The organism is Sphingomonas sp. S2M10, assembly GCF_012650175.1.
In the GTDB taxonomy this organism is placed as follows: Bacteria; Pseudomonadota; Alphaproteobacteria; order Sphingomonadales; family Sphingomonadaceae; genus Sphingomonas.
The window spans coordinates 1-22,715 of sequence record NZ_JAAILI010000078.1; the positions used below are offsets into that span (position 1 = coordinate 1).

General features: G+C 61.9%; 30 protein-coding genes. 18 read left to right on the forward strand and 12 right to left on the reverse strand.

The genetic code is table 11. The annotated features are described in order from the left end of the window. From S2M10_RS22465 to S2M10_RS18490, 8 genes are all read left to right on the forward strand, one after another. The coding region (locus tag S2M10_RS22465) for a hypothetical protein (protein ID WP_211091135.1) at positions 1-187 on the forward strand (187 nt) is incomplete at its 5' end. A gap of 69 nt (positions 188-256) precedes the next feature. Then, positions 257-1,270, forward strand: a complete 1,014-nt coding sequence (locus tag S2M10_RS18460; RefSeq protein WP_168847344.1) for a zinc-binding alcohol dehydrogenase family protein — start codon at positions 257-259, stop codon at positions 1,268-1,270. A 76-nt stretch (positions 1,271-1,346) separates the two neighbouring features. Continuing rightward, the gene (locus S2M10_RS18465; RefSeq protein WP_168847345.1) at positions 1,347-1,778 is read left to right on the forward strand and encodes a heme-binding protein; all 432 of its coding nucleotides are present in this window, start codon (positions 1,347-1,349) and stop codon (positions 1,776-1,778) included. Between the two features lie 61 nt (positions 1,779-1,839). Continuing rightward, positions 1,840-2,130, forward strand: a complete 291-nt coding sequence (locus S2M10_RS18470; protein ID WP_168847397.1) for a DUF1330 domain-containing protein — start codon at positions 1,840-1,842, stop codon at positions 2,128-2,130. 69 nt (positions 2,131-2,199) lie between these two features. Continuing rightward, a complete protein-coding gene (locus tag S2M10_RS18475; RefSeq protein WP_161731355.1) occupies positions 2,200-2,490 on the forward strand; it encodes a DUF2218 domain-containing protein in 291 nt (96 codons plus the stop codon). A gap of 62 nt (positions 2,491-2,552) precedes the next feature. Next, a complete protein-coding gene (locus tag S2M10_RS18480) occupies positions 2,553-3,104 on the forward strand; it encodes a transcriptional regulator (protein ID WP_168847398.1) in 552 nt (183 codons plus the stop codon). Between the two features lie 28 nt (positions 3,105-3,132). Next, positions 3,133-3,447, forward strand: a complete 315-nt coding sequence (locus S2M10_RS18485) for a hypothetical protein (RefSeq protein WP_168847346.1) — start codon at positions 3,133-3,135, stop codon at positions 3,445-3,447. Between the two features lie 62 nt (positions 3,448-3,509). Continuing rightward, on the forward strand, positions 3,510-4,451 hold the full coding sequence (locus S2M10_RS18490) for a VPGUxxT family thioredoxin-like (seleno)protein, type 2 (RefSeq protein WP_168847347.1): 942 nt from the start codon (positions 3,510-3,512) through the stop codon (positions 4,449-4,451). Positions 4,452-4,608: 157 nt separating this feature from the next. Here S2M10_RS18490 and S2M10_RS18495 read toward each other — a convergent pair whose 3' ends face one another. Together S2M10_RS18495 and bdcA are read right to left on the reverse strand one after the other, a co-directional pair. After that, complete coding sequence (locus tag S2M10_RS18495) at positions 4,609-5,262, reverse strand: NAD(P)-binding domain-containing protein (protein WP_211091136.1); 654 nt, start codon at positions 5,260-5,262, stop codon at positions 4,609-4,611. Between the two features lie 19 nt (positions 5,263-5,281). Next, positions 5,282-5,995 (reverse strand): SDR family oxidoreductase, encoded by a 714-nt coding sequence (gene bdcA, locus S2M10_RS18500; RefSeq protein WP_168847349.1) that lies wholly within the window; start codon positions 5,993-5,995, stop codon positions 5,282-5,284. Positions 5,996-6,119: 124 nt separating this feature from the next. Here bdcA and S2M10_RS18505 point away from each other — a divergent pair, with 124 nt between their 5' ends. Next, positions 6,120-6,683 carry a TetR/AcrR family transcriptional regulator gene (locus S2M10_RS18505; RefSeq protein ID WP_211091137.1) on the forward strand — a complete coding sequence of 188 codons (564 nt, stop codon included), beginning with the start codon at positions 6,120-6,122 and terminating at the stop codon, positions 6,681-6,683. A gap of 457 nt (positions 6,684-7,140) precedes the next feature. Here S2M10_RS18505 and S2M10_RS18510 read toward each other — a convergent pair whose 3' ends face one another. Then, positions 7,141-8,757, reverse strand: a complete 1,617-nt coding sequence (locus S2M10_RS18510; RefSeq protein WP_168847351.1) for a cyclic nucleotide-binding domain-containing thioredoxin-disulfide reductase — start codon at positions 8,755-8,757, stop codon at positions 7,141-7,143. Between the two features lie 430 nt (positions 8,758-9,187). Between S2M10_RS18510 and S2M10_RS18515 the strand changes: the two genes are divergently transcribed. From S2M10_RS18515 to S2M10_RS18525, 3 genes are read left to right on the forward strand one after another with little or no spacing between them, the layout of a single operon-like run. Further along, positions 9,188-9,658 (forward strand): TlpA family protein disulfide reductase, encoded by a 471-nt coding sequence (locus S2M10_RS18515; RefSeq protein ID WP_168847352.1) that lies wholly within the window; start codon positions 9,188-9,190, stop codon positions 9,656-9,658. A gap of 3 nt (positions 9,659-9,661) precedes the next feature. After that, complete coding sequence (locus S2M10_RS18520) at positions 9,662-10,153, forward strand: DM13 domain-containing protein (RefSeq protein ID WP_168847353.1); 492 nt, start codon at positions 9,662-9,664, stop codon at positions 10,151-10,153. Further along, entirely contained in the window at positions 10,150-11,430 is a 1,281-nt protein-coding gene (locus tag S2M10_RS18525; protein WP_247650904.1) for an MFS transporter, read from the forward strand. The genes S2M10_RS18520 and S2M10_RS18525 overlap by 4 nt, the downstream gene beginning before the upstream one ends. 31 nt (positions 11,431-11,461) lie before the next feature. On the opposite strand, the gene S2M10_RS18530 is transcribed toward S2M10_RS18525, so the two are convergent. From S2M10_RS18530 to S2M10_RS18565, 8 genes are all read right to left on the reverse strand, one after another. Beyond that, positions 11,462-11,914 (reverse strand): RidA family protein, encoded by a 453-nt coding sequence (locus S2M10_RS18530; protein WP_247650905.1) that lies wholly within the window; start codon positions 11,912-11,914, stop codon positions 11,462-11,464. A 37-nt stretch (positions 11,915-11,951) separates the two neighbouring features. Continuing rightward, entirely contained in the window at positions 11,952-12,401 is a 450-nt protein-coding gene (locus S2M10_RS18535) for a hypothetical protein (protein ID WP_168847354.1), read from the reverse strand. A gap of 46 nt (positions 12,402-12,447) precedes the next feature. Next, on the reverse strand, positions 12,448-13,017 hold the full coding sequence (locus S2M10_RS18540) for a hypothetical protein (protein ID WP_168847355.1): 570 nt from the start codon (positions 13,015-13,017) through the stop codon (positions 12,448-12,450). A gap of 94 nt (positions 13,018-13,111) precedes the next feature. Continuing rightward, on the reverse strand, positions 13,112-14,080 hold the full coding sequence (locus S2M10_RS18545; protein WP_168847356.1) for a magnesium and cobalt transport protein CorA: 969 nt from the start codon (positions 14,078-14,080) through the stop codon (positions 13,112-13,114). Beyond that, complete coding sequence (locus tag S2M10_RS18550) at positions 14,077-14,781, reverse strand: glutathione S-transferase N-terminal domain-containing protein (RefSeq protein ID WP_168847401.1); 705 nt, start codon at positions 14,779-14,781, stop codon at positions 14,077-14,079. The genes S2M10_RS18545 and S2M10_RS18550 overlap by 4 nt, the downstream gene beginning before the upstream one ends. A 137-nt stretch (positions 14,782-14,918) precedes the next feature. After that, positions 14,919-15,458 carry a peptide-methionine (S)-S-oxide reductase MsrA gene (gene msrA, locus S2M10_RS18555; protein ID WP_168847357.1) on the reverse strand — a complete coding sequence of 180 codons (540 nt, stop codon included), beginning with the start codon at positions 15,456-15,458 and terminating at the stop codon, positions 14,919-14,921. A gap of 1 nt (position 15,459) precedes the next feature. Continuing rightward, the gene (gene msrB, locus S2M10_RS18560) at positions 15,460-15,903 is read right to left on the reverse strand and encodes a peptide-methionine (R)-S-oxide reductase MsrB (protein WP_168847358.1); all 444 of its coding nucleotides are present in this window, start codon (positions 15,901-15,903) and stop codon (positions 15,460-15,462) included. Positions 15,904-16,047: 144 nt separating this feature from the next. Then, a complete protein-coding gene (locus tag S2M10_RS18565; RefSeq protein ID WP_168847359.1) occupies positions 16,048-16,923 on the reverse strand; it encodes a LysR family transcriptional regulator in 876 nt (291 codons plus the stop codon). Positions 16,924-17,142: 219 nt separating this feature from the next. Between S2M10_RS18565 and S2M10_RS18570 the strand changes: the two genes are divergently transcribed. The 3 genes from S2M10_RS18570 to S2M10_RS18580 all read left to right on the forward strand — a co-directional run bounded on the left by S2M10_RS18570 (position 17,143) and on the right by S2M10_RS18580 (position 19,782). Next, a complete protein-coding gene (locus tag S2M10_RS18570; protein ID WP_168847402.1) occupies positions 17,143-18,375 on the forward strand; it encodes a bifunctional alpha/beta hydrolase/OsmC family protein in 1,233 nt (410 codons plus the stop codon). An 11-nt stretch (positions 18,376-18,386) separates the two neighbouring features. Continuing rightward, entirely contained in the window at positions 18,387-18,941 is a 555-nt protein-coding gene (msrA, locus tag S2M10_RS18575) for a peptide-methionine (S)-S-oxide reductase MsrA (protein ID WP_168847403.1), read from the forward strand. Positions 18,942-19,020: 79 nt separating this feature from the next. Further along, positions 19,021-19,782 (forward strand): ZIP family zinc transporter, encoded by a 762-nt coding sequence (locus S2M10_RS18580; RefSeq protein WP_247650906.1) that lies wholly within the window; start codon positions 19,021-19,023, stop codon positions 19,780-19,782. A gap of 50 nt (positions 19,783-19,832) precedes the next feature. Here S2M10_RS18580 and S2M10_RS18585 read toward each other — a convergent pair whose 3' ends face one another. Beyond that, positions 19,833-20,327, reverse strand: a complete 495-nt coding sequence (locus tag S2M10_RS18585; protein ID WP_247650907.1) for a MarR family winged helix-turn-helix transcriptional regulator — start codon at positions 20,325-20,327, stop codon at positions 19,833-19,835. A gap of 448 nt (positions 20,328-20,775) precedes the next feature. Here S2M10_RS18585 and S2M10_RS18590 point away from each other — a divergent pair, with 448 nt between their 5' ends. The 3 genes from S2M10_RS18590 to S2M10_RS18600 are packed head-to-tail and all read left to right on the forward strand — an operon-like array spanning position 20,776 to position 22,694. Further along, positions 20,776-21,264: a DUF417 family protein gene (locus tag S2M10_RS18590; protein WP_168847361.1), complete on the forward strand. Its 489-nt coding sequence runs from the start codon at positions 20,776-20,778 to the stop codon at positions 21,262-21,264. Positions 21,265-21,283: 19 nt separating this feature from the next. After that, positions 21,284-21,763, forward strand: coding sequence for a DUF6314 family protein (locus tag S2M10_RS18595; protein ID WP_247650911.1), 480 nt, complete (start codon positions 21,284-21,286; stop codon positions 21,761-21,763). A 49-nt stretch (positions 21,764-21,812) separates the two neighbouring features. Further along, complete coding sequence (locus S2M10_RS18600) at positions 21,813-22,694, forward strand: LysR family transcriptional regulator (protein ID WP_168847362.1); 882 nt, start codon at positions 21,813-21,815, stop codon at positions 22,692-22,694. Positions 22,695-22,715 lie beyond the last annotated feature (21 nt).

Consider the following 22,715-nt stretch of genomic DNA (forward strand, 5'->3'; position numbering starts at 1 on the left):
TCACGCCAGCCTCATGCTCCCGCAGCACCCCAATGATCTGATCCTCGGTAAATCGGCTTCGCCGCATCGCTCGTCTCCATCTGACGAGCTAACTTACCAATGGCATGAATTCTGGGGAGCAGGTCAGTCGCTATTGGAAATACTGCACCCGTATCTTCATAGTCCGGGGCGAGAAACCTCTGAATAAAGAATGCATGCCGGAAGAATTTTCGATCCGAGCGATCGAGAGTTCGGAGTGCTGCAGCTGGAGACGCTGATGAAAGCCGTTGGTTACAAGGTTCCAGGACCAATCACCGAGGATGCCGCGCTGGTCGATATCGATCTTCCCCGGCCTGTCCCTGCGGGGCTCGATATCCTCGTTGAGGTGAAGGCCGTCTCGGTCAACCCGGTGGATTACAAAGTCCGCGGCAGCACGCCCCCCGCCAATGGCGAGTGGAAGGTGATCGGGTGGGATGCCGCCGGGATCGTGCGCGGGGTCGGCCCCGAAGTGACGCAGTTCGTGGAAGGCGACGAGGTCTACTATGCCGGATCGCTCATAAGGCCCGGCACGAATGCGGAGTTCCATCTCGTCGACGCCCGGATCGTCGGTCGCAAGCCGGCGTCGCTCGACTGGGCGGAGGCGGCGGCGCTGCCGCTCACTACGTTGACGGCCTGGGAAGCGATGTTCGATCGCCTGGACGTGACGAAGCCCGTCCCCGGTGCGGCGGCGGCGATCCTCATCATCGGTGGCGCGGGCGGGGTCGGGTCGATCGCCATCCAGATCGCGCGACAGCGCACGGATCTCACCGTCATCTCCACCGCCTCCCGGCCCGAAACGGAGGAGTGGGTGAGGGGACTCGGCGCTCACCACGTCCTTGACCATTCCCGGCCGCTCGCGCCACAGATTGCCGAGCTCGGGATCGGCGCTCCCGCCTTCGTGTTCTCGACCACGCATACCGAGCAGCATGCCGCCGACATCGCCGAGCTGATCGCCCCGCAAGGACGGTTCGCGTTCATCGACGATCCCAAGGCACTCGACGTCATGCTGTTCAAGCGAAAGGCGGTGTCGATCCACCACGAGCTGATGTTCACACGGTCGCTCTACGGCACGCCCGACATGGATGAGCAGGGCAAGATCCTCGATGCGCTGGCGGTGCTGGTCGACGCTGGCAAGATCCGCACGACGCTGACCAAGCGACTCTCGCCGATCAATGCCGCCAATCTGAAGACGGTGCATGCGCTGATCGAAAGTGGGGCGGCCAAGGGCAAGATCGTCCTCGAAGGCTTCTGACGGCTGCCACCGCCAAACATCTATCCCCGACCTCAAGTATGCCGGACCGATCACGCCTCCGGCGAAGGAAAATCCCATGAGCAAATCCATTGCCACCGCCTCGATCAACCGCGAAACCGCGGTCGCCCTTATCGACGCGGCGATCGCCGCGGCCCGTGCGATCGGCATCCCGGCCGCCGTCGCCGTCGTCGACGCCACCGGTAACCTGCGCGCGTTCGAGCGCACCGACGATGCGCCGTTTCTGACGGTCGATGTCGCCATCGACAAGGCCTGGAGTTCAGCCTCGTTCGGGTTCCCGACCCATGTCTGGAACGACTATGTAAGCAACGATCCGAAAGTGGCGCCGCTGGCCTATCGCCCCAGGATGGTTGCTGTCGGCGGCGGCTATCCGATCCTGGAGGACGGCAAGTTGATCGGCGGGATCGGCATCTCCGGCGGCAACTATCAGCAGGATCAGGATGCCTGCGTCGAGGCGCTTCAGAAAATCGGCTTTGAGCTGCCAGCCTGACGACTATCAGGCCATCGCCGGCGCGATGGCCTGCGAATCCAACCTTGTGAAAGATCATGTCATGGAAGCGTTCGTCGTCTTCACGCGGGAGGAAACCACCGATCCGCACGAACTCGCAACATATTCCGCGGGCGTCGGCCCATCGTTCGACGGCCACGACGTAACCTTTCTGGCCGCCTATGGCGCTATGGAGCAATTGGAGGGGCCGCCCATCGAGGGGGCCGTCATCTTGCGGTTTCCGACGATGCAGGCCGCCCATGATTGGTATCATAGCCCCGCCTACCAGACGATCGCCGCGCATCGCTTTGCCGGTTCCCGCTACCGCGGATTCATCGTTGAGGGGCGGAAGTAAAACACCAGCAAATAACGTCGGCGCTGACCGCGAGGTATATGTCCAAGCACGAAAACCAGGAGTTTCTAGATGATCGAGGCCGAGGCACGCATCGCTACGATCGAATCGAGTCGATACCTGACGAAACTCGCTGAGGCGTGGGTTCACACCTATCCGGTTCGGTATGACACGCTGACGGCCGAAATCCAGCTTCCGGGCGGCGAGCTCGTATTGACCGCAGACGGCGACAGCCTCTCCTTGAGGCTGGTGGGCACCGACCGCGAACGCTTCGATGCAACCAAGGAATCCGTCGCCAAGCACGTTGATCGCGTCGCAGAGCACGACACCGGGGTCCGATGCGTATGGCATGAAATATCATGATGGCGCCGGGGCGTCGCTGTATCGCGTCGGCATCGTATCAATCACGGATTTGAGCCTTGGGGATGCGGGCTTTCATAGACTTCGAGGCCTCCTCGCTCGGCCGGCACGGCTATCCTATCGAGGTCGCCTGGGTCTTCGAGGACGGTGCCGCCGAGGCATTTCTGATCAGACCGATCGATAAATGGACGGATTGGGACCCAACAGCACAGGCGATACATGGCATCTCTCGGGAGGAATTGTTGCAACACGGCGCCACGACCGAACACGTAGCAAACAGGCTGGTGACAGCGCTCCAGGGGCATGAGGTCTTCGCAAGCGCCCCCTCATGGGACGGCAAATGGCTCAGTGCCCTATTGCGATCGGCAGGGCTGCCGCGTCACGCCGTTCGTTTGACCGATACAGATCTCGGTTTGTCAGAACTCGCGGAAGCGCTCCTCGCGCCGCATGTGCCCTCTTCGAGGATTCCCCGCGCGATAAGGAAAATCCTTGCGGACGCGGCTGGACGCTTTGACGATCGCCCACCCGCACACCGCGCGCTGCAGGATGCTCAGCGCGAGCGCGAGCGTTGGCTTGCCGTTTCCGAACTGGCGCATGCGTTCGAAGCTAATCGATGAGAGGCGAAAATCCGTGGAGAGGACAACGATGATCGAGTGGCTGGATATTGCCAGTCTGCCTCGCGAGGTGTCGCTTGGCAGCAGCTTCTTATTCTGCACGTTCGCCCAGCATGTTTTTCACGTCACTCTGGTCCAGCGGGAGGGGCAACAGTTATGTTGGTCGATCGGTGGCCGGGAAACCCAAGCACAACTGCTCCTTGACCGCGAGATGGCCCTGGTCACGCACTTCGCGAGCCCGAATTTCCCACAACTGACTGAAGGTCAACTCGCAGCGGTCGCGATCCGGGTTGCCAACCTCGACGGCCGGGGGTTGGCATACCAGCACGACCGTTACGGTCGCTGAGCGAAGCCCTTCTCACCCCGCCAGCATATTGTATCGCATGCTGGCCACACTAGGTCACCGATATGCAAGACAACCTAGTTTCGTTTCGCGAGCATCATGAGCTCGGGGAAGTCGCGTGGTTGCGCGACTTTGAGCGCGGCCTCGTAGCCGCGTCCGATCAAGGCAAACCTATTCTCCTGTTATTTCAGGAGGTGCCGGGCTGTTCGACGTGCATAAACTTTGGGCAGGATGTTCTCACCCATCCCTTGATGGTGGAATTGATTGCGGATCACTTCATCCCGGTGGCCATCTTCAACAACCATCCAGGCAAGGACGCCGAGATCCTACGGCGTTTTGGCGAGCCATCGTGGAACAACCCGGTGGTGCGCTTCCTCGGGCCCGACGGAGCCGAGCTCGTGCCCAAACTGGCCGATCGCTATGACGCGCTCGGACTGCACGAGAAGATTACCGCTGTTCTCGAAAGGCTCGGCAGCGACCTGCCCGGCTACTTCCGCTTGCTTGGGCGCGATCTGCTCGTTGAAAATAGCCTCGCTGAAAGCGCGGTCTACACCACACCATGTTTCTGGTCGGGCGAGACGAGCCTCGCCCAGCATCCAGCGATCGTGACGACCGAGGCAGGCTGGATTGACGGAGAGGAAGTGGTTCGGGTGGATTTCGACCCGCGCGTGGCCTCGCGCTCCAAGCTGAATAGCTATGCCAGGACTGAGGGGTTCAGTCCGCTCGAAGGCGCCCTGTTCAAGCTCGACGGCGAGCCCCAATTCTACCTGCGCAAGCATGCTGCCCGCCACCTGCCTCTGACACCGGCCCAACGCACGCAAATCAATCTGGCGGTGCCGTATCACACGCCCATCGCCGACCTGCTCAGCCCTCAACAAAATGCATGGCTAGCCGACCCTCGGTTGCAGGAAGCGAGTGCAGGCGACGCGTATCATCAGGACATTCGGCAGATTTGGCCCGCGCTCGCGGCGCAACTGGGTCTGATTGGAGTCACAACCCGAAAGTGAATTTTGCGGACGCTGGGAGCGAACGGATAGCGAACGACGACAATGGTAAGAAGCGGTCCAACCGCTTTCGGGGAGGAAGGGTCGATCGATACCATCGCGTGACGCGTCTGCCTTTCTCGAAAAGGATCGAGTTTCGAGAAAGGCAGAGCCGGCCGTTCTACCTCAGCGGGAGCCGTCTCGCCTTGGCAAGGTTCACGATCAACTCGGGGAGCGTCTGATGTTCGTGCGCGCGCCATGCGGGCTGACCTGGGCCGCTCCGCCAGGACTCGCTAAGTGGACTGTTGTCTGCCGTATCGAAGCCGAACTGATCGTAAAGCCGCGTGACCAGCTCCACCGCCTCGGGGTGGTCGCTTGATACCGACAGCGCGTGCCGCCCCGGCGTGCCAGATGGCCGCGCCGACAGGAACAGCCGCGGTGCCTGAATGTGCGTGAACGCCTTCGCGACCTTAGAGGTGGGGAGCTGTTCCTGCCGTAGCTCGTGCTCCGTCTTCTCACCGACGTCTACCACGGCGTAGCGCCCGTCACGCCACGGCATGTAGTTGTTGGTGTCGAGAACGATCTTGCCCGCCAGTTGCTCGACCGGCATGTCGTTGGCGAGCTTGAGGGGGACCGCCACCACGACGAAATCCCCCGCCTCGGCCGCATCGGCAGCGGTCGCAGCGCGCGCGTCGGGCCCGAGTTCGGCGACGAGGCGGGCCAAAGTTTCCGGTCCGCGCGAGTTGGCGATCACCACCCGGTAGCCGTTCGCGATGGCGGCGCGGGCGATCTGGCTGCCTACCTCTCCCGCACCAATGATGCCGATGGTGGCCATAGTTGATCGCTCCAACGGATCAGGCACCGAACGCTCCGTCGATGGTGTGCATGGCGCCGGTGACGAACCCTGCCTCCGGTCCGGCGAGCCATGCCACCATGCCCGCGACCTCCTCCGGCCGGCCGTGACGCTTGATCGCCATGAAACCGTGCAGCAGATCCTTCATCGGTCCGTCTGCCGGGTTGGCGTCTGTGTCGATCGGACCGGGTTGCACGACGTTGATCGTAATCCCGCGAGGCCCGAAGTCGCGTGCCAGCCCACGTGCCATCCCTTGCAGCGCTGACTTGCTGAGCGCGTAAGCCGCCATGCCGGGAACGGGCATCCGATCGCCGTTCACCGATCCGATAACGATGATGCGCCCGCCCTCGGGCATCTGTCGCGCCGCCTCGACCGATGCATGATACGGCGCGTGAACATTGATCCGGAACAGCCGGTCAATCGCGTCCGGGTCCTGTTCCAGCGAGTCGCCGAACACGGCGATGCCGGCATTGACGACCAGCACGTCGAGCGCGCCGCTGTCCTTCACGCGTGCGATCACCGCGTCGCGATCCGCGCTGTCCGTCTCCACGGCCGTGCTGCGCGTCTCGGCCGCCAACGCTTCGGCTGCGTCTCGCGAGCCGGAATAGGTGAAGACCACGGTCGCGCCATCCGCTGCAAAGCGCCGAACGATTGCCGCGCCGATTCCGCGGCTACCACCAAGCACAAGAACGGATTTTCCCTCGAACGCACCCATCGCACTCTTCCTTGATCAATAACTTACGATCCGCTACATAAATGGTTCAACCCCGCGCGTCAAGGTATTTGTAGTGGAGCATACAGAAAGCCGCCGCACACGTGGCCGACCGCGCCAGTTCGACTTGGACGAGGCGGTCGCGGCCGCCCAACGCCTGTTTCACGCCCGCGGCTACGATGCGGTCAGCGTCGCTGACCTCATCCAGGCGATCGGTATAAATCCGCCCAGCTTCTATGCCGCCTTTGGTAGCAAGGCGGACCTCTACAGCCGCATCCTCGATCGTTATGCCGCCCAAGGCGCGATCCCGCTGGCCGATCTGCTAAGCGCGGATCGACCGATCGCGGAATGTCTCGTGGCGGTGCTGGAAGAGGCGGCCCGGCGCTACGCAGCCGATCCCGGCGCGGCGGGTTGCCTCGTCATCGAGGGTGCGCGCTGCGCCGACCCAGAAGCAAAAGGCGCTGCTGGCGCTTTCATTACGGCTGCGGAGGAGGCGATTTATCGATTCATTGCCGCCCGTTATCCCGATCAAGCCGCGTGTATCCAAGATTATATGAGCACCGTAATGGCCGGGCTGTCCGCCAGCGCCCGTAACGGGCACAATTTTGATCGCCTGCTCGCAACCGCCCGTCTCGCAGGAGTCGGTCTTGAACAGACGTTCGCGCTTAATAGGCAAGGTCGGGAAAAGTGAACACGACGTTCCCGTAAAGGAAGGTGTAGCGAGAAAGCTGGCAGAATCGGTCTTTTGATGCCCCCGGGAAAGCTATTTTCTCGAAATCTGTCCCGATTGAGTTTTCTCAAATCAACCCGTCCTACATGGAAAAACGGGAATGTTTTGGCACGGCAGAATGCTGGTTTCGGAAAGGTGAGCCGACTTACTGAAGGGGTGGGGTTTGGGCGATTCGTGCCGTTGGCCGTCAAACGCTGGTATGCCGGTCAGCGTCATAGTGTCCGACAGCGCACCGTTCTGATGGGTTGCCGGACAATATCGGCGGGCGACGGGTTCACGGACACGTTCTGTTCGCTCCTAGCGATGCAAAACTCACTTTCGTGTCGTGACCCTTGATTGGACATGGTGCCGGTGGTCCCGAACCGGACTGAGCGGCGTGCTAGGTAGGATCTGCCACCGGAACCGCGGGCGGTCGGCATTAGACCCGAACGTGGGCCCAAACCTTGGAGATCACGACCGAGCCTTCGCCCACCGAGGATGCCACCCGCTTCACGGATCCCGCGCGGACATCGCCCACCGCGAAGATGCCAACCTCCGAGGTCTCATAAGGCGAGGCTCCGTCCACCTCTTGCCCGGTCAGGACGAAACCGTGGGGGTCGAGCGCGACGAGCCCCGAGAGCCATGCGGTGTTGGGTGCAGCGCCGACCATGACGAAGAGCGCGCCGGAATCGAGCGTGCGGGTCGAGCCGTGATGCACGTCGCGTATCGTGACCGCCTCGAGCCTGTCCGATCCGTGGAGGGCGCTGACTTCCGTGCCATATTCGATCGTGATCGCTGGGTCTGCAACGAGCCGGCTGGACAGGTAGCTCGACATCGATGACGCAAGCGAGCGGCCGCGAACCAGGACGCGGACATGCTTCGCAGAGCGGCTGAGGAACATCGCTGCCTGACCGGCGGAGTTGCCGCCACCGATGATGATCGTCTCGGTGTCCCGGCTATAGCGCGCCTCGCTCTCGGTAGCCGCGTAATAGACACCGGCCCCTTCAAACGCTTCAAGCCGATCGATCGGCAGCCGGCGATATTGGACACCGGTCGCCACGACGACGGCCCGCCCGCGGACCCGTTGTTCGTTGTCGAAGGTCGCACAGAACGAGCTGTCTTCCAGACGTTCCAGTTTCACTACCCGCCGCGGCATCGCGAAACGCGTGCCAAATTTCATAGCCTGGACCTCGCCGCGCCACACCAGGTCGGCGCCAGAGATCCCAGTCGGAAAACCCATGTAGTTCTCGATCCGGCTCGAGGTGCCCGCCTGACCTCCGATCGCCACATCCTCGATCACCAGTGCACGTAGCCCCTCAGCGCCCGCATAGACGCCTGCTGCCACTCCTGCAGGCCCGCCGCCTACAATCAGAACGTCGAAGGCCTCATCGTCGACGAGATCGTGATTGAGGCCGAGCAAGCGCGCCACCTTGTCGGGGGTCGGGTCGGCGACAACCACATCGCGCCCGAAGACTACCGCCGGCTTGTCCGGTGACGTCGAGCAGGTCATCGCGACAGCCGCCGCCTCCGCACTCCCGAGCGCATATGACATATAGGGCAGACGGTTGCGGCTCGCGAACTCCGCGATCCGGCGCACGCCTCGATCCACTTCCTCGCCGATCAAAACGAGCGTGCCGTAACGTCTGTCGAGTTGCTGGCGTCGCCGCGCCGAGAGCACGGTGATGACGATGTCGGACATCTCCGGCGTTTCGGACATCAGTCGCAACATGTCCGGGCGCGGCACTTCGATCACGGTGGTGTCGGTGACCGCTCGCATCGGCAGCGACCAGTTGCCGCCGTTAAGGAACGCAATTTCCGCCATGAACTGGGTTGGCCCGAGGGTTGAGGCAATATGGCGCTCGTCCGTGAAGGGGTTCACGACCTCGATCTCGCCCTCCTCGACATAGACGAAGCGGTTGGCGGGCTCCCCGGCACGTGCGACGAACGTGCCGGCGGGATAGCGGTGAATCGTGCCAACTGCTTTCAACGCCGCGACATGCGTCGCAGAAAGGGGAACACGTTGCATCTCTCGTAAGTCGCGCCCGATCGATTCCATTACGTCCCGCCCCGTGTTGCCCGTCGGAGCGACAGTCGCCCCGGTAGCCTGGCTGCGCAAGAGTAGATGCGAGTGCAGAAGCGCAATCCGGCCGATCCATTAGCGGTTTCAAGTCGCTCGTCAGACTTCTCAACGGGCCAGAGCCAAATTGCGCCTCACATCTCAGGGTATTAGCAATAGCTAAGTAAAGTTGCTGGAGAGATGGGTGCGGTAAGGTATGGAAACTATGTCGCGCGGCTATTGGAAATACTGCGCGCATACCCTCATAGTCCGGCAGGAGAAACCTTAGAGCCCCGAGTGTAATTCGGACAAAGTGGCGATCCGAGCGATCAATTATTTGGGATGCGGGCGCAAAACCAGCTCGGAGGTTCGCGCGCCATCGCGATGCGCGACCATTCATTGGGCTTCAGCGTCGGAATTGGAGGATCAGATGAGCGTCGCCGGAGAACAAGCGCCCGAGCTGCGCGTGCAGAAATGGATCGGCGCTGATGGAGGTAGCATCGCGCCGCTCAAGCTATCGGACCTCGGCGCGGGCCCGAAGATCCTGTTCGCCTTCCAGCACTGGTGCCATGGTTGCCATCTGCATGGCTTTCCCACGCTGCAAAGGCTGCACAGCGCGTTGAGCCTCAGGGGCGTTGGCTTCGCGGTGATCCAGACCGTCTTCGAAGGGGCGGATGAGAACACCTTTGAGAAGTTGCGCGTGAATCAGCTCAAGTATGAGCTTCCTATCGCGTTTGGCCAGGACGAGCCACCTGCCGGCGCGACTCTTCCCACCTTCATGGAGGACTACCGCACCCGGGGAACGCCCTGGTTCTCCGTGATGGACGCTGGCGGCCGGATCGTCTTCTCGGACTTCCATCTCGACGCCGATCAGCTCGTAAAGGGACTGGAGCTGGTGTAACCGATGCGGCGCTGGGTCATCCTGATTGCCACCCATCTCGCGATGCTTGCCATCGGTTTTGCGGGCGGCGTCTACACGCTGCCGATCCTGACCGCCCCCCGAGCCCCGGACGCGGCGGCCTTGCGAGCCATTTCAGCCGAGTCGCTCTACGCAGGGCGTCTGGCCCGCGATCTCAATGGCAGCGATCTGCTTCACTGGGGGGAAGGCGAGATCCGGGTATCGCGCGACCGTATCGCCCATATCGGGCGCCTCGCCCCCGGACCGGACTACAAGCTCTACCTCGCACCACATTTCGTCGACACCAAGGAGGCCTTCCTCCTCATCAAAGACAGATCGGTCCGCGTGGGCGACGTGAAAGCGTTCAACGGCTTCATCGTCGAGGTGCCTGCCGGTGTCGATGTTCGCGATTACAATACGGTCGTCATCTGGTGCGAAGCATTCGACCAGTTCATCACCTCCACAGAATATCAACCCTCGCGCCAGGCGAGAAAATGAGCGCGGCCATGGATACCATGAGGTCGGCGGGCAGACGCGGCCTCGTTCTCACGCCGGTGGCGGCGCTGCTGTTGAGTGTCGCCGCTCTGCTGCTGGGCAACGGTTTGCTGGGCACGCTCCTGATCGTGAGAGCCGGCCAGGAGGGCTTTTCGACCGGCGCGATCAGCGCGATGATGTCTTTCTATTTCGCGGGTTTCACGATCGGCGCGCTAGTGTTGCCGCGGATCATCGTCTCCGTAGGGCACGTCAGAACCTTCGCCGGCTTTGCGGCTATCGCTTCGATGACTGCCCTTCTTCATTTGGCGTTCGTGGAACCGTTTGCCTGGATACCGCTTCGCCTGATCACCGGGTTCGCCTATGCGGGCATGATCCTCGCTACGGAGAGCTGGCTCAACGCCCATGCGTTGCCATCCACGCGAGGCCAGCTCCTGTCGATCTTCGGTATCGTCTCGATGGGCTCATGGGCAATCGGGCAGGCGCTGCTCAACGTCGCGCCGCCCGTCGACGTGACCTTGTTCCTCATCGTGTCGCTGTTGATATCGGCGGCGGTGGTTCCCATCACCTTGCTGCCCAGTCATCCGCCGGCCCAGGTGGCCCAGGAGCCGGTCGCGTTTCGGGACCTCGTCCGCGTATCACCGCTCCCTGCGGCCGGCGCTTTCCTGGCAGGCCTGGCTATCGGCGGTTTCTGGGGGTTAGGTCCGAACTTCGCCCAGAGGATCGGACTTGGCGTGGGCGGGATATCGGCTTTCATGGCCGCGGTGCTTGGCGGAACGCTGGTGTTGCAATGGCCGCTCGGCTGGCTTTCGGATCGAGTGCCCCGGAGTTTCGTCATCGCCGGTGCGGCACTGGCGTCGGCAGCGGCTGCGATCGGCGTAGCGCTGGCGGTGGACGCGCCTCTGGCCGTGCTCCTTGCCGCGGGCGCGCTGTTCGGCGGCTTCGGCATCCCGATCTATTCGCTGTGCCTTGCCGTCGCGAACGACGATCTTCCGGCCGGCCGGCTGCTCGGTACCGCACGCGCCCTGCTGCTGCTCAACGGGATAGGGACAGCTGCTGGCCCGCTTATCGGGGGAACAGCGATGACGATCCTGGGCCCGGGCGGCTTGTTCCTTTACGCAGCGGCGTTGCTCACACTCCTGGCGGCCTTGGCCATCGCCCGGATCCCAAGCCGCTCGACCCAAACCAAGCCTGCCCCCCGTTCTCCAAGCACGCCGATGATCACCGGATCGCTTGATACGATGATGTGTATGCAGAAGCGGTCGCAGGGGGTTCGACCGTAACGCGGCACGCCAACTGCACGAACCGCGCTGGTCAGGCGATGATGGCCGTTACCCTGATTTCGATACGCATCGTTGGAAGCCCCAGCGCTTCGATTCCCAACTGCGTCCAGATTGGCGCGCGGTTGGGCATATAGTGGCGGTACAGCCTGGCCATTGTTTCGTTGATCACCGGAGGAAAGCCCCCGACGTGGTAGGAGTTGACGTGGACGACATGCTCCCAACGTGCCCCGGCTGTCGCGAGCGTCCGTTCCACGTTCTTGAACGCCTGCTCGATCTCTTCCTCGATCGATTCCGGAATGACGAGATCGTCGTTCCATCCGCCCTGTCCGGAGGTCTCCACGCGGTCACCAACGCGCATTGCCTGCGAGTAATGCAGCGCGTCATGCAGGCGCTGCCCATATCCGGGGGTGATGAAGAATGACGGTGTTGTCATGAGTTTGCCTTTGATGTGACAGGTCGATGCGGCTGCGGGGACCGTATGCATGCAGAAAGGGCATTGCGCGGCGGCTTGGTAGTGTGCGCTATTCCACGTCTTCCACCACGAGATCCCGTCCGTTGAACTGCACGGTCTCGCCGGCGCGGGCACCTTCGATCGCTTCGAAGATCGGCGCCATCGTCGAAATGCCCATCAGCTCACGTCCCTGACAGGTGAACCTGCTCGTCGACACCGCGACCGCGAAGTAGCGGCCGGACAGCTTGACGACAGCGCCTTCGGCGACGGCCGACTTGGGGCCAAAATCGATCGTCCTGAGCTTTTCGAGTTTCTCGGCATAGTCATGGAGCGTGTCATCGAGCGCTTCGGCGAAGTCACTCGCGACCTCGGCCTGCGCCAGTTCGTCGTTTTCGATCGGTTCGCTGCGATCGAGTCGCGCGGTAGAGACATAGTCCAGATAGTTTTCGCGAGCGCTCTGCAACGCTGCGGTCTCCAGAGAAAGCATCGTCTCTCGGATGTGGCTCTTGTTCCAGTCCATGATCACCTCGTTGTGTTTCAGTGTTTTTGAAAGTTCTGTGATGCCGCTATTCGTCGCTGATGACGTCTTCGCCCTGGTATGGAACTCGGATCAGGCGAGAATCGCGGATGATGCTCGTGACAAGCCAGACATATTCCTGCTCGGCGGTATCAAAGCCGAGGATGCTGAAGGATTGGCCGAAAGGGCAGGGTGGGAAGTCTGGAAACCCTTCCCGCAAGATGTAACGCTCGGGATCGCGGTTGAACTCGACCTTGTACACCTTCCGGAGTCCGTGCTTGCTCGGCAGATCCTGGTCACCTGCCTGCGCCGTTTCCCGATCCGCTACGAGGCGCTCGGACAGGTCCCGGGGACAAATTTCGTGGAACACGTCGAACGCGTCGATCAACAGGCCCTTGTGCGCGGTCGCTGGATCGGTGATCGCATAGATGTTGGAGGCGTCCTCGCCATCCCCACTTTCGAGGCGCAGCGCCGCATCGATCTGGATCCCGCACGGATCGAGGGTCGATCCCAGTTCGAGATCGACAAGTTTGCCGTCCTTGACGCGGTATTCGCGGTGGTAGCCCTTGGCGATGAAGGATTGGACTGCTTCTAGAACGTCGGTCACTTGGGAGGTCATGGAAGCACCTTCATCTCGAGTTGGATTGGACACGCTCCTCCACCGGGCGCGCTGTCGCCCGTCGGAGGTCGGACAAGCGCGCGAAGTGCTGATTTCATAGCCACTTGGCCTTCTTGAAGCGCACGAACAGGAGGAGGCAGAGCACCGCTACCACCCCGAGCACGACGAAGTAGCCGTATGGCGTGTCCAGTTCCGGCATGTGCTTGAAGTTCATGCCGTAAATTCCAGCGATCGCCGTCGGGACCGCCAATATTGCCGCCCAGGCGGCGAGCTGGCGGGTGACGACTCCGATCCTTTGTGCTTCCAGAAGACTGCTGGCCTCAAAGACCGTAGACAGAACCTGCAGGAGACCATCGACCATGGATTGCACGCGGTGAACATGGTCCGCGACGTCGTGGAAGAATGGTGTCATTTCGACGCTGATGCAGGGAAAGTGGCCGCGTACGAGCTTTCGCACCAACTCGGCCATAGCCCCGAGCGTGCGTTGGAACCGCGTGAGTTCGGACCTTAGTTCGAAGATGCGGGAGACCTCCTTCCGCCCGAGGAAGTCGTCGAGCGACATTCTCTCCATCTCCAGGACGTCGTCCTCGATCATTTCGAAGATCGGGAGATACTGATCGACCACGCGGTGCAGGATCGCGTGGAGCACATAGTCGACACCCTTGGCGAAAAACGTCGGCGAAGCCTCAAGTTGCTCGCGAAGCTTGCCCAGCGCTCCCCCGTTGCCGTGCCGCACGGTGATGAGATGATTGTGACCGGTGAAGATCGCCATCTTGCCATAGACGATCCGGTCGCCGACCAGCTCGGCGGTTTGCGCGACGATGTAGAGCTCATCGTTATAGACTTCGAGCTTTGGCGGGCACAGCGGGTGCATCGCGTTATCGATCGCCAGAGGGTGGAGATTATATGTCGCCTGGATCGCTCTCAGTTCGTCCTCGGTGGGCTCGCTGAGCGCGATCCAGCAGAAGCCCGAGCGATCCTCGTTCAGCTCGACGCGCTCATCGAGCGCGATTTCGCGAACTCGCTTGCCTTCTTTGTAATAATAAGCGGCGATGATGCTCATGCCGGCCTCGCCGGGATCTTCAGGCCACGCCGCACGGCCGGTCGAGCCAGCCCTCGCCCCAGCCATGCCTGGACGTTCGAATAAGTGCTGAGGCCAAGCACGTCGCCGGCATCGTAGAATTCGACCAGCGCGTTCACCCAGCCGAGCGTCGCGATGTCCGCGATCGAATAGTTGTCGACGATCCAGTCGCGCCCTTCCAGCCGGCGATCCAACACCCCGAGGAGACGCTTCGCTTCATCTATAAAGCGCTGCTGCGGCCGCTTGTCCTCATAGTCCTTGCCGCCAAATCGCAGGAAGAAGCCAAGTTGACCGAACATCGGCCCGATGGCCGACATCTGGAACATCACCCACGCCAGTGTCTCGTAACGCTGGGCGGGTTCGGTGGAGATGAACTGGCCCGTCTTGTCGGCCAGATAGAGGAGGATCGCACCGGATTCCCATAAGGCGATCGGCTTTCCACCAGGACCTGCCGGATCGATGATCGCCGGAATGCGGCCATTCGGGTTCAACGAAACGAACGCTGGATCCTTCGACTCGTTGTTCGAGATGTCGACGTAATGGGGCTCGTACGCCAGGCCGGTCTCCTCCAGCATGATCGAGACCTTGACGCCATTCGGCGTGGGCGCTGCGTAAAGTTGCAGGCGATCAGGATGCGAAGCTGGCCAGCGCTGCGTGATTGGGAAGGACGAGAGGTCTGGCATGTTTCTGCGATCCTGAAGCTGTGGCGGTCGACTGGAATGACCCACCTTATCAGGGCAGGGTTCGATGACCGCATCGTTGGGCGACGCGGTCATCGGAACGTCTAAACCGGACCGGCATAGCGGAACGGCAGTGTAGCCTATTCCGCAGCAGTCTCGGCCGCGGGCTGCACATCGCCGGCCTTCTGGCGCTTCGGAAGCACCCAGCCGGGTCTTGCGAAGTGACATGTGTAGCCGCCTGGCCGCTTCTCCAGATAATCCTGGTGTTCCGGCTCGGCCTCCCAAAACTCACCAACCGGCGCGACCTCGGTGACGACCTTGCCATCCCACAGCCCGGACGCATCCACATCGGCGATCGTATCCTCGGCTACGCGCTTCTGCTCCTCGTCAACATAATAGATGCCCGACCGGTACGAGAGCCCACGATCATTGCCCTGGCGGTTCAGCGTCGTCGGATCGTGGATCTGGAAGAAGAATTCCAGGATGTTCCGGTAGCTCGTCACCGCCGGGTCGAAGACGATCTCGATCCCCTCGGCATGCGTGCCGTGATTACGATAGGTGGCGTTCGGCACATCGCCGCCGGTGTAACCGACACGAGTCGAGACGATGCCGGGCCGCTTGCGGATCAGATCCTGCATGCCCCAGAAACATCCGCCTGCGAGAATAGCGCGTTGATGCACGTTAAGCCTCCTCTACCTGATCGAGATATTCGCCGTATCCCTCGGACTCCATTTCATCGCGGGGGATGAAGCGGAGCGATGCTGAGTTGATGCAGTAGCGCAGACCGCCGCGGTCGGAAGGACCATCCGGGAACACGTGGCCGAGATGGCTGTCTGCGTGCACCGACCTGACCTCGGTCCGGACCATGCCGTGCGCGCTATCCCGCAGCTCGTTCACGTTTGCCGGAACGATCGGCTTGGTGAAGCTGGGCCAGCCGGAACCGGAGTCGAACTTGTCTGTCGAGGCGAACAGCGGCTCTCCGGATACGATGTCGACGTAGATACCCGGCTCCTTGTTGTCGTTATACTCGCCCGTGAAGGGCCGTTCGGTGCCCGATTCCTGGGTGATCCGACGCTGCTCGGCAGTAAGGCGATCAACCGCTTCCTGCGATTTTTCGAACTTCATGATAGTCTCCTTTACTTATCTAAGAGGTCGAGACCCGGTGCCGCTATTTCGTCAGTGGTTGCGCAGATTATCGCAGCGCGGTCCGGAATTATCCAATGCGCTCTGCGTATAGTTTCCATAGCGCGGGAGCTCTTGGGACTGCGTTCAGCTCCACGCATATCCGGCTGCCAGATGCGCGATCTTCCGTATCTCTACCGGAGCCGTCGACCCGGATACCGTCGCCATGACGACTTCGCGCTCCAGTACAAAACCGTCGATCGGCCGGGTGACGAGGCCGTGCGCGATGGCCGAGCGTTCCGGAAGGATGCATATGGAGTGACCGTCGGCGACCACCCGCTGCACCCAGTCGTCCCGATCTGATCGGAAGCGGGGTTGCATGAGCGCACCACGTCGCGCGAAGTGGTCGAAGATCTGATCGCGAAATTCGCATTTCAGGCGATCGACGAAAGGAAATTCGAGCAGGTTTTCCCCGCGCACCGTCTCACGGGCAGCCAGGGGATGGTTAGCCGAACAGCCGAGCACGAAGCGTTCCCGAAATAAGGGGTGCACATCCAGCTTGCGTTCCTGCCTTGTCTCACGCGGCAGGATGCACGCGTGGTACTTTCCCGAGAGCACTTCCGATGTATCCTCGTTCGCCTGGAGCGAGTGCAACCTGATCTCGATGGATGGCACTTCCGCTAACGCGCTTTCGAAGAATGCCGCGAACCCCTTTGGTCCGATGGTGGGCGCGATGGCGACATCGAGCACGCGGTGCCTCCCCATCGCCCAGTTTTCGGAGTGGTCGCGGACGCTCTTCATCGCGGCCGCCATGCGCCGGAATTCGGCCTCCACGTCCAGGCCAAGACCGGTCAGGCGGCTGTTCTTTCCGTCGCGATGGATCAGTGGCCCGCCGAGTTCATCTTCGAGGCGACGGATCGCACGGGTCAGACTTGGCTGTGATACACCGCTCAGACGAGCAGCCGCCGTGAAGTTCAGCGTCTCGGCCAATCTGATGAAATAGCTGATCTGGTTGAGTTCCATTACCGTCGCCAATGAGCCCTGACTGATGCTGCATTCGTGCGATGGCCCCCGGAGCGATCCACACTGTATGCGCGACGCATATAATATGTGCATGGGGGGTTGTCTATATGCGTCACGCATATAAAGTATGCCGTGCGACTATCGGTGGCGGTGCGCTGCGCTCAGCTCCGCCTGGAAACTTCGGGAGAGCGATCGTCAAACCGCGTGCTGAAGGATCAAATAGATATGTCAGAAAAAACATTCACGTTTATCAGTGGGGCTGGATCTCAGCTGTCCGGGCACCTCGAACGGCCGGAAGGAACGCCGCGGGGCTGGGCGATCTTCGCCCACTGCTTCACATGCGGGAAGGACAGTCGCGCCGCCGTTTACATCGCGCGTGCGCTCTCGCGTGCCGGCATCGGAGTGTTGAGGTTCGATTTTGCCGGGACCGGGATCGGCGGTGGGGCAGGGGAAGCTGTGAACTTCGCTTCGGACGTCGATGACCTTCGCGCGGCCGCCAAGGCGATGGCCGAGGCGGGCATGCCACCCTCCCTCCTGGTCGGTCACAGCCTGGGTGGAGCGGCTGTGATCGTGGCCGCAGCCGAACTACCCGACGTTGCGGCGGTGGCAACCATCGGCGCTCCGGCCGACCTTCAGCACATCCTGCGCTTCTTCGGACAGGAGGGCCTCGACGCCATCGCGCGGGAGGGCGAGGCCTCGGTGGAGATCGCCGGGAGACCGTTCCTGGTCAGCCGCGGGTTCTTAGATGCGGTTGAGGGCATCGATGTCGAGAAGGCCATCGCCTCCCTGCGACGTCCGGTGCTGGTCATGCACTCGCCGCTGGACCAGGTGGTCGGCATCGACCACGCGTCGCGCATCTTCCTGGCGTCGAGGCATCCGAAGAGCTTCATCTCGCTCGACAATGCGGATCACCTTCTCACCGACGCTGCAGACGCGAATTATGCCGCGGCTATGGTGGCGGCCTGGGCGAGCCGCTTTCTCCCACCGCTTACGGCGGATCTTCCGCAGGTCGAAATTGCCGAGGGCGTCGTCGCCACTGAAACCCTTGCCGGGAAATTCCAGCTCGATGTCCGCAGCGGCGAGCACAGTTTGATTGCCGATGAACCAGCATCGGTCGGCGGCCTTGGAACCGGGTTCTCACCCTTCGAACTGGTTTCCGCCGGCCTTGCGGCCTGCACAGTGATGACGATGCGTCTATATGCGGACCGCAAGGGCTTTCCGCTCGAACGGGCGAGCACGACCGTGCAGCACGAGAAGGTGCCGGACATGATGCCACCGGACCGTTTCACCCGCACCATCGTCCTCGATGGCCCGCTGAGTGATGATCAGCGTGCTCGGATCCTCGCGATCGCTGATCGATGCCCCGTCGATCTCACTCTCATCCGGGGCTCGGACGTACAGACCGAGCTCCTGGGCACCAGTCAGGCTGCGGATCCCGCGAGGCCGGCTTGACGGTGGAGCACATGGGGGAGGGCGCACCGAGTGTTGCCCAATCGCCTGCCGGCGATGAGGCGGCCGCGACAGAGCGAGCAATTCTCGCAGGCGGTTGCTTCTGGGGCGTGGAGGATCTGCTGCGCCGAGCCAGGGGCGTCCTGTCGACGCGCGTGGGGTACACAGGGGGTGAAATGCCCGATCCGACCTATGCGAGACATTACGGCCATGCGGAAGCGGTGGAGGTGACCTTCGATCCTTCCATACTCAGCTATCGCTCCCTCCTGGAGCTCTTCTTCCAGATCCACGACCCCACGACTTACGAGCAGCAAGGCAGCGATGTCGGCCCCAGCTATCGGTCGGCGATTTTCTACACCAGCGACGTGCAGAAAGAGGTCGCTCTGGCGACGATCGCCGAGATCGAGGCGTCAGGACGCTGGCCTGGCCCGGTCTTGTCGGAGATCAATCCAGAGGAAATCTTTTGGGAAGCGGAGCCGGAGCACCAAAAATATCTGGCGCGCGACCCTTCGGGGTATAGCTGTCACTTCGCGCGTCCGACGTGGCGCCTGGATGGATCTGGCCGATGAGCAAGTTGGTAATGCCCCCATTGGGTCGTGCGGAAAAGGGTCGCAAGCACGGCTCCCCGCTACGGGCCGCGCTACTGCCATGATGCCTGAGTTTATGATCGCTGGTCTTTGGGGCCTGGTGTCGGGCAGCGGACTTCTGTTTGGGGCGATCATAGCGGACACATTCTTCGGGCGGCTGACGCACCGCATGATTGCGGCGATAATGGGTTTCGGGGGCGGTGTGCTGATCGCCGTGGTCGGAACTGAATTGATCGGCGGGCAAGACCCGCCGGGCTTGGGACCGTTGGCGATATTCGGCCTGCTCGCCGGCGCCGCGATTTTCAGCGGCTCCAATTGGGACCTTGCTCGCCGTGGTGCCAAGCACCGCAAGCGGTGCGGTGAATGCGTGGAGCAGCCAAACGAGCAGGAGCACCATGGCAGCGGAGTCGCGATCGCGCTCGGCAGCGTCCTCGACGGGATCCCCGAGGCCCTTGTGATCGGGATGTCGGTCGCCGGCGGTGGCAGGATCAGCCTCGCCGTCGTCGCAGGCTTCTTTCTCGCCAACGTCCCACAGGGCCTTTCGAGCGCCTCGGGAATGAAGCTCGCGGGCCGGTCGCGACGCTATATCTACGCGGTGTGGATCGGCATTCCGCTGCTGGTCTGCATCGCCGCTGGCGCGGGGAACTTCGTTCTTGGCTCTGCAGAAACTCTGGCGCCGGCCATCCTCTCATTCGCGGCGGGCGCCGTGATCGCGATGCTCGCGGAGACGATGATCCCCGAAGCCTTCGAGAAGGCGCCGCCGTTCATCGGCTTGATCACGGTCATCGGCTTTCTCGCGGCGTATCTTCTCGCTCAGCATTGAGCCTTCGCGCTCGCGCGCCTCCCATCCTGCAACCCCGGATGCTCGCTCTCCTACGCGTCGTCGCTCTTTTCCCGGTCTACGCCTCGCTCGAGCAATTCGGCATCGATGGGGCAGTTCGTGCAACCCTCATAGCAGCACAGGCGGCAGATGCGGTATGACTGCTCGAGGCTCTCCAGGCGATTGCGCAGAACGCGTTCAGCGATATCGCACAGGATTTTCTGTTCGTCGGGATCGAGGATCGACAGCCCTTCAGCAATCACTTGATCGCGCGAGGCGAGGACAGCATCGCTCGCGACCTTCCCGGTTGCCGTAAGATAGAGGGATCGCGTGCGGCCGTCTGTCGAATGCTCTCTGCGCTCGATCAATCCCTCGGCCGCCAACCGGTCCACGAGGCGAACGGTTCCGGCATGTGAAAGCCCCACTCCGACCGCAAGCACGCGGATCGAGAGCCCGGGCTTGTGCGCGAGCAACGCCAGCGCCGAGGCGGCGGGTCCAGCTTCCGGTGCTCGCGATGAACTGGCGCGAACAATGTCGTCGCCGATCATGAGTGCGAACGCCCCGAAGACATTTCTATCTCGAAGTCCATCCATCACCACGGCTATATGTGCGCGGAGCATAGACAGCAAGCAATACCCTCTTCCTCCCGATCGGCATGGCTGTCGGATAAAGCGTTGCGTTATAACGCCTTAGAGGAATTTACGGCGATCGGTCGCGCGGAAAAACTGTTTCGGCTCATCAATGCCGAGGGTTCGGGCAATACCTGACGGCTATGGCGTGAGTCTGCCCGCCGGGTCGCAAAGGCGGCGACGCAAGTCAGTCGCGAAGTCAGAGCCCGCAGGCGACAATCGATGTGCGCTCGGCAGCTATCGAAACAATACCTCAACGGCATTTCCGCTGGCGAAGGGTTTTCCGTAGTTTGGGGCAGTACCCCACACATGAAGCACGAAGAGGTCTCTCGACGTCGCGACGCGTAGCCTGTTTAGGAACTGTCAGATGAGCATTTACGACCGTTACGATTTTGTCGTCGCCGAGCATGACCGGAAGGACCTCGCTTTGCTCAGATGGGCGCTGGTCATCGTGTTTTTGTGGTTCGGCGGGATGAAGTTTACGGCGTATGAGGCAGCGGGCATCGCCCCATTCATTGGACATAGCCCGATGATGAGTTGGCTGGGCATGTTCGGTACGCAGGGGCAGAGCTATTTCATCGGCACTGTCGAGCTATCGACTGCCCTATTTCTGATCCTTGGTGCATTCCGCCCAATCTTCTCCGCCCTCGGTGCACTGATGTCGGCGGCGACCTATCTCATCACGCTGACCTTTCTGTTCACCACTCCAGGTGTCGCGGAGCCGACGGCCGGCGGCTTTCCAGCTATCTCGGCGGTACCGGGGCAATTCCTGTTGAAGGATGCGGTCTTGCTGGCGGCATCGCTGGTGCTGCTGTTTGCTTCGGTCCGCGACAGAAGCGCCCCTGAGCCTTCGTGAATGGCGTCCTCTCGTGACGATGGGCGCGCAAATCCTGCAGGATCTCCGCGGAGCATGGATACTCCGACGCGATATCCGGCCCGGAGTTGCTCACCTGCACGGTGACGCGGTCTTCTCCCCTGCTGGCGAAGGCGCCCTCGCATATCGAGAGAGCGGCATCCTTACGCTGGCAGATGGCGGTGAATTCTCTTCCTACCGGCAGTATCTCTATCGCTCGAGCGGGGACTGTGTCGTTGTCGAGTTCGCAGACGGACCTGATATCGGGAAGCAGTTCCTCAGCCTGCGTTTCTCTCGGACGGATAGCGTCGTGGAAGCGAGTGACGTCCACATCTGCGGAGACGACATCTACCGTGCCACCTACAGCATTCTGGGACCGACCGCCTTTGAGGTGATCATCACGGTCCAGGGGCCCGCAAAGGCATATGAGCTGGTCAGCCGATATTGCCGGCCGCCGCGCGATGCCACGATCGCGAGTTCCGCTCCGGAGATAATGAGTTGATGGGGCCTGGGCGGTCGCCACCGGCCAGTTCGGATGCTACTATCAGTTCATGGAGATGCACCAGATCAGATACTTCCTCGCGACGGCGCAGACGCTTAATTTCACGCGGGCGGCCGACGAGTGCAACGTGTCGCAGCCATCGCTGACCCGTGCGATACAAAAGCTCGAGGATGAGTTTGGCGGAGAACTGTTCCGCCGCGAGCGCAGCCGCACCCACCTGACTGATCTCGGACGACAGATGTTGCCGCATCTCGAGCGCACATTCGAAGCAGCCCGGGCCGCGACCCAACTTGCAAAGGGCATGGGAAGGGCGGAAGTGGCGCCGCTGGCGCTTGGCGTAGATGCTGCAATTGAGTCCGACACGCTCGATCGGATCCTGGCAGAGCTTGCCGACTGTCTCCCGGGCTTCGAGCTCTCGCTTTCCAGCGGGTCGTCGGACGAACTGATCGAAGCCGCAATGAACGGTGCACTGGACCTGGTGGTCGTCGAGCTCCCGGACAACGCGCCTGATCGCTTGGACGCCTGGCAGCTGTTCGACCATTGCTATCATATGGTCACACGTGCGGATCATCCGCTCGCGGGAGGGGGGATGCCGTCGCTGCTTTCGGTGCGCGATGAGTCCTGGATCGATCACGAGGGCAACGGGTGCGCCCGGCTCAAGGGCATCGCGGCCTCGCACGGCTTCGTGCCAGTCGTCCGGCACCGCGCCACCGACATGGCTCAGCTGAAGCAGCTGGTGATCTCGGGGCTCGGCAGCGCCTTCATACCGCGGCCTCGGGACGACGAGCGCCTATGTTCCTTCAGGTTTGCTGATGTCGAGGTCCGGCGCGACGTCGTCTTGGGGGCGGTGGCTGGTCGCAAGCGCAGCATCGCCGCAGATGCCTTCCTGCGTGCGTCACGCGCGCGCAGTTGGGCGGCGGCTGCCACTTGAGCCGAAGTGGCGCGAATAAGA